We start from the raw sequence: 5,185 nt of genomic DNA, 5'->3' as shown, positions 1-5,185 counted from the left end.
GAGTCGATCCCGGTCGCCAAATCCGGGCCGCTGACAGTGCTCTATCCGCAGTGGCTGCCCGGCAATCACGCCGCGAACGGCCCGATCAAAAACGTTGGCGGCATCAGCTTCAGCGCCAACGGCAGGGCCATCCCCTGGATGCGAGACCCGGTCGACGTCTACGCCTTCCACCTGGACGTGCCGCAGGGCGCATCGAGCATCGACATCGACTTCGACTTTCTCTCCCCGACCACCGGCGACCAGGGCCGGATCGTCATGACACCGGAGATGCTCAGCCTCCAATGGATCACTCTGGCCATGTACCCGGCCGGTTACTTCACCCGTCAGATTCAGATCGAGCCGAGCGTCCGCTTCCCTGAGGGCTGGACCAATTACTCAGCCCTGGAGACCGCCAGCGTGGAAGGTGGCGTCACCCGCTTCAAGGCGGTCGATTTCGAGACCCTGGCCGACTCCCCAATGATCGCGGGGCGCTACGCGCGCCAGATCGAACTCGACCCCGGCGCAGCAGCCCCGGTCCGGCTCGACGTGATCGCTGACCGCCCGGAGTTGCTGGAGGCCACACCCGACCAGATCGAAAAGCATAAGGCGCTCGTCCAACAAGCCTACAGGCTCTACGGCTCGCATCACTACAATCACTATGACTTCCTGTTCTCGCTCTCTGACCGGATGGGCGGATCGGGTCTGGAGCATCATCGTTCCAGCGAGGACGGGACAGTTCCCGACTATTTCACCGGTTGGTCCAAGACGGCTGCGTCGCGCGATCTGCTCCCCCATGAGTTCACCCACTCCTGGAACGGCAAGTTCCGCCGGCCGGCCGACCTGTGGACTCCGAACCTCAATGTGCCGATGCGGGGATCTTTGCTCTGGGTCTACGAGGGCCAGACCCAGTACTGGGGCTTTGTGCTTTCCGGCCGCTCGGGCCTCTTGAGCCGGCAGGAGGCGCTCGATGCGCTGGCCGCCACCGCGGCGACGTACGCCAACCGCGTCGGCCGCGAATGGCGCCCAGTCGAGGACACCACCGATGATCCGGTCATCGCCTCACGCCGGCCGATCCCGTGGACCAGCTTCCAGCGCAGCGAGGACTACTATTCGGAAGGCCAGCTTGTCTGGCTCGACGCCGACACTCTGATTCGTGAGAAGTCGGGGGGGAAACGCTCCCTCGATGATTTCGCCAAGGCGTTCTTCGGCGTGGAGAACGGCAGCTGGACGCCGGTGACCTACACCTTTGACGACGTGGTCGCGGCCCTGAACAAGGTCGAACCCTACGACTGGGCCACGTTCCTCAACGAGCGGATAAACCAAGTCGCCCCGAAGCCGCCGCTGGACGGCTTGGCGCGCAGCGGCTGGAAGCTGGTCTACACCGAAACACCTACCGACTACTTCAAGTCGGCCGAGAGCCGTCGCCATATGACGGACCTGACCTATTCACTCGGCCTGACTCTGGGACGCGAGGCCGACATCACGGCTGTCCAATGGGAAGGCCCGGCCTTCAAGGCGGGAATGGCCGTGGGCGGCAGGCTACTTGCTGTCAACGGTATCGCCTATGACGCCGATCGGTTGAAGGAAGCCATCACCGAGGCCAAGAAAGGCGGCCCGCCGCTCAACTTGCTGGTCAAGACGGGCGACCACTACCGCACCTTCGCGGTCGACTACCACGGGGGCCTGCGTTACCCGCGCCTTGAGCGTATCGAGGGGACCCCGGATCTGCTCTCGGCGATCTACGCGCCAAGGAAGTAGCCGCCGAAGAATCCGTCAAAACGAAGAGATGGTCTTCAGCGCCCGCCAGATTCGGGCGGGCGAGACCTGACCCTCAGGACTTGGCAGGCGCCCGGTCCGGTGCGAGGCCCAGCCGACGGTACTCCGCCGTCAGGCCCGGCGCGATGGCCAGCGCCGCAGCCAGATCTGCGTCGCCCTCCGCCTTCTGCCCTTTCTTCAGTTCCGCCAATCCGCGTCCGTAGAGGGCACGGGCCGCACGCGGCTGGGCCTTGATCGCGGCTGTGTACTGGGCGATCGCCTCGTCCAGCTTGTCCATCCGCAGCAGCACGAGACCGCGCGTCTGCATGGTCAAGGAGGTCTTGTCCTTTCGCATCGCCACATCGCAGTCGGCCAGGGCGATGTCGAGCTCCTTACCCCAAGCGGCGCGCGCGTAGCAGCGCGCTGCCAAAGCTGCGGGCAGATCCTCATCTTTCGGATGGGCGGCGATCCAGGTGTCCATCTGGCGGATGGCGTCTTCGTAGAAGCCCGCCCGCGCAAAGGCGACGCCCGCCTGCTGGACGAGGTTCGTATTACCCGGAGCCAGTTTCATCGCCGCATCGAAATCGACCTTCGCCCGCGCCGGATCGCGGGTCGTCAAATATAGCTCGCCGCGCGTCATCAACGCTTCAGGATCGTTCGGCTCGCGCTTGAGAGACTCGTCGAGATCGGCCATCGCGAGCACCGGCTGGCGCGCCGCCAGGCGCACCATTGCGCGGGCGCGGTAATGCCTGGCGTTGTCGGGCTCCAACGCGATGGCGCGGCCGTAGTCGTCGATCGCCGGCTGGTATTCACGCCGCGCCGCGAACGCCGAGGCCCGCCGCGCGAAGTCCGCCGCGGTCTTGGGTTCTTCGCCCGTAGCTGGTGTGGCCGCCGGGGCCGTCGCGGTCGCTACGGCGATGCCGGGTGCGACATCGGGCGCAGCGGGAGCTGCCGATGCGGCAGCCTGCGCCTGCCGTTGCGAGGCCTGGTCCAGGCGGAACACCGGACCGCCGTTGTAGGTGAAGTAGAGCCTGTGCTGGCTGCTGGAGACCAGGATCCGGTGCGAAAGAAAGAAGTCCATGCCCAGCAGCATGTCGCTGTCGCCCAGGCGCATGTCGGCGATCCGCAGCCGAGTGTTCTTGATCTCCTCATCGCCGATCTTGAAACTGGCGAACGGCGCCAGAAAGGTTTCATAGCCCTGGCCATAGATGCCGTGACCGATCCCTGCGGCCACTACGCCCTCCGAGGAAATCTGCACGCCCGCGCGGCTCGCGGCGTTGCGGTTGAGAGTCGACAAGGGGGCGCCGCTGTCCAACGTCACCCGTATCGTATGTCCATCGACCTCCGCCGTCGTGTTGATCTGCTGTAGGAATCGCCCAGGTACGTCGAGGCGGGTCCGCGACAGCGCCTGACCCGCGGACCAGTAGGCAAGGTTTGCATCGCCGCAGCCTTCCGGCTTGAAGAACCGGATCGCGCCGTTGGCGAAATCGTATTCGACATCGAACGGGCCGAAGATGTTCTCCCCGACCAGGCCTGCAATCTCGCCGCGGCCGACACGGCCGCCCACCAGGAATTCTATATTGCGGAAGCCGGCGTTGGCGAAGGTGAACTCGTCGGCCTTGACCGCGCGTGCGTCGCGGGAGGCCCCGCCGACCCCACGGATCTCAAGCCCGAAGGGCGCCACCGTGGGCCGCATGGCGAACGCCTTGGCCGCCTCGTCGGACACGGTGCTGAAGAAAGCGCCGGTGTCGACGAAGAGCTTTGCGTCATGGCCGTTGATCTTCACGCTCACCACCGCGCGTAAGCCCTCCATGGTGACCGGGACTTCGCCGACCTTCTGGAGTTTGCATTCGGCTTGGGCGGCGGAGCTGGGGACCAGCAGGGCGGCGGCCGCCGCAAACGCCAGGGCGCAGGTTTTCGTCTTCGCGTGGAATACCCCCCACCTTCGATGACAGGGGCGCAACGCCGCCCGTCCGGCGCAGATTGGATTAAAGGCCGTCATCCGCACAATTTCTCGTCCATCCAGCCGCCCGCCACGGCGATCGCCCGCCTCGCGGCGTTCAGCTGGCCGCCGAAGGCGTGCCAGACGTGGATCATCTCGGGCCAGACCTCCAGGCGGACCTCGACGCGGGCGTGGCCGGCCCGCTCCGCCACCATCAGGCTGTCGCCCAGCAGCGCCTCCTCCGAGCCGACCTGGATCAGCATCGGCGCCACACCCGCAAAGTCGCCGAACACCGGCGAGGCTCGCCAGTCACGCGGATCGAGCCCACCGAGATAGGCGGCCGCACTCTCGTCCAGCCGGTCCTTGGCGATCATCGGATCGTCGCCGGCCTTGCTCCGGTAGGTTTCGTGCGACTGCGTCAAGTCGGCCCAGGGGCTGATCACGAACAAGCCGGCCGGCTGCGGAAGGGCCTCGTGCTTCAAGGCCAGGGCCAAGGCCAACGTGAGGCCGCCGCCCGCCGAGTCACCGGCGACCACCAGGCGTTCCGGTTCGGCCCCCTCGTCGAGCATCCAGCGATAGACCGCCAGCGCATCGTCCAGCGCTGCGGGACCCGGATGTTCCGGCCCCAGTCGATAGTCCGCGACAATCGCCGTGGCCCTGGCGGCATCCGCCAGCCTCGCGACCAGCGGTCGATGGCTCCGCGGGCTTCCGCCGACGTAAGCGCCCCCGTGCAGGTAGAGGAGGCTCCGCCCGTCGAGTGCGCCGGCCGGAACTATCCGCTCGCACTTGACCGCGTTCGCGCTCAGCGGCTCGTGCAGGCAGCCCGGCGGGAGCGATCCCAATTCTCCGAAGGCGTCCATGGCTGCGCGCCGCTCGACATAGGTCGGCGCCGGCGCGCCCGGCGCAGGCTGACGCGAGGCGAGCAGCGCTCGAACGCCCGCGATCTCCGGATCCTTCCAGCTCGACATCAAAGCCGCCTCCGCCCCTGCGATAGGAGCGCGGCTGAGCGCGGCTGTCGAGAGGCCTCGCTATGTCCGCAAGCCCGCGCCGCATTGCCTTCGCGAGCTTGGCGATTCATCGAGTCCCTCGCGAGAAACCCCGTCCTTCCGGGCGGGGAGGTAAGCGAGCGCGGCCGGCGGCCGCTTCTCCGGGGTTGAACAGCACGGTGACGCCTGTAGATTCGAGGCGATGATCCATCGCGGCTTCCGCTACAAATTGGCCCCGAGCTGCGAGCAAGAGGGGCGGTTCCGGCAGTTCGCGGGGGTCTGCCGCCTGATCTACAATCTCGCCCTCGAACAACGCCGCGACTGGGGGCGCCGGTTCGAGCGGCAGACCGGATCGAAACTCACCTACGTCGCCCAGGCCGGCGAGCTGACCGCCCTGCGGGCTGACTACGACTGGATCGCCGCCGTCTCGCAGACCTGCCAACAGCAGGCCCTGCGCGATCTCGACAAGGCCTACGGCAACTTCTTCGCCGGGCGCGCCGGCTATCCGTCGCCGCGCAAGAAG

4 protein-coding genes are annotated in these 5,185 nt (G+C 66.8%); 2 read left to right on the top strand and 2 right to left on the bottom strand.

The window, feature by feature from the left end; all coding sequences use genetic code 11:
• The coding region (locus tag VGI62_RS18190) for a peptidase M61 (protein ID WP_331505962.1) at positions 1-1,737 on the top strand (1,737 nt) is incomplete at its 5' end.
• A gap of 73 nt (positions 1,738-1,810) precedes the next feature.
• On the opposite strand, the gene VGI62_RS18185 is transcribed toward VGI62_RS18190, so the two are convergent.
• Positions 1,811-3,736, bottom strand: coding sequence for an aspartyl protease family protein (locus VGI62_RS18185; protein WP_331505961.1), 1,926 nt, complete (start codon positions 3,734-3,736; stop codon positions 1,811-1,813).
• Positions 3,733-4,644, bottom strand: a complete 912-nt coding sequence (locus VGI62_RS18180; RefSeq protein WP_331505960.1) for an alpha/beta hydrolase — start codon at positions 4,642-4,644, stop codon at positions 3,733-3,735. Before VGI62_RS18180 ends, VGI62_RS18185 begins: the two co-directional genes overlap by 4 nt.
• A gap of 220 nt (positions 4,645-4,864) precedes the next feature.
• On the opposite strand from VGI62_RS18180, the gene VGI62_RS18175 reads away from it, so the two are divergent.
• Positions 4,865-5,185: helix-turn-helix domain-containing protein (locus VGI62_RS18175; protein WP_331505959.1), on the top strand; the 321-nt coding region annotated here is incomplete at its 3' end.

It is taken from the genome of Phenylobacterium sp., from assembly GCF_036495085.1.
Lineage (GTDB): Bacteria > Pseudomonadota > Alphaproteobacteria > Caulobacterales > Caulobacteraceae > Phenylobacterium.
The sequence above is the reverse complement of the archived record's forward strand: the minus strand, read 5'-3'. Positions and strand labels throughout refer to the sequence as shown.

Coding starts and splice junctions, on each gene's coding strand:
- VGI62_RS18185 (WP_331505961.1), bottom strand. CDS start 3,736: ATGACGGCCTTTAATCCAATCTGCGCCGGACGGGCGGCGTTGCGCCCC.
- VGI62_RS18180 (WP_331505960.1), bottom strand. CDS start 4,644: ATGTCGAGCTGGAAGGATCCGGAGATCGCGGGCGTTCGAGCGCTGCTC.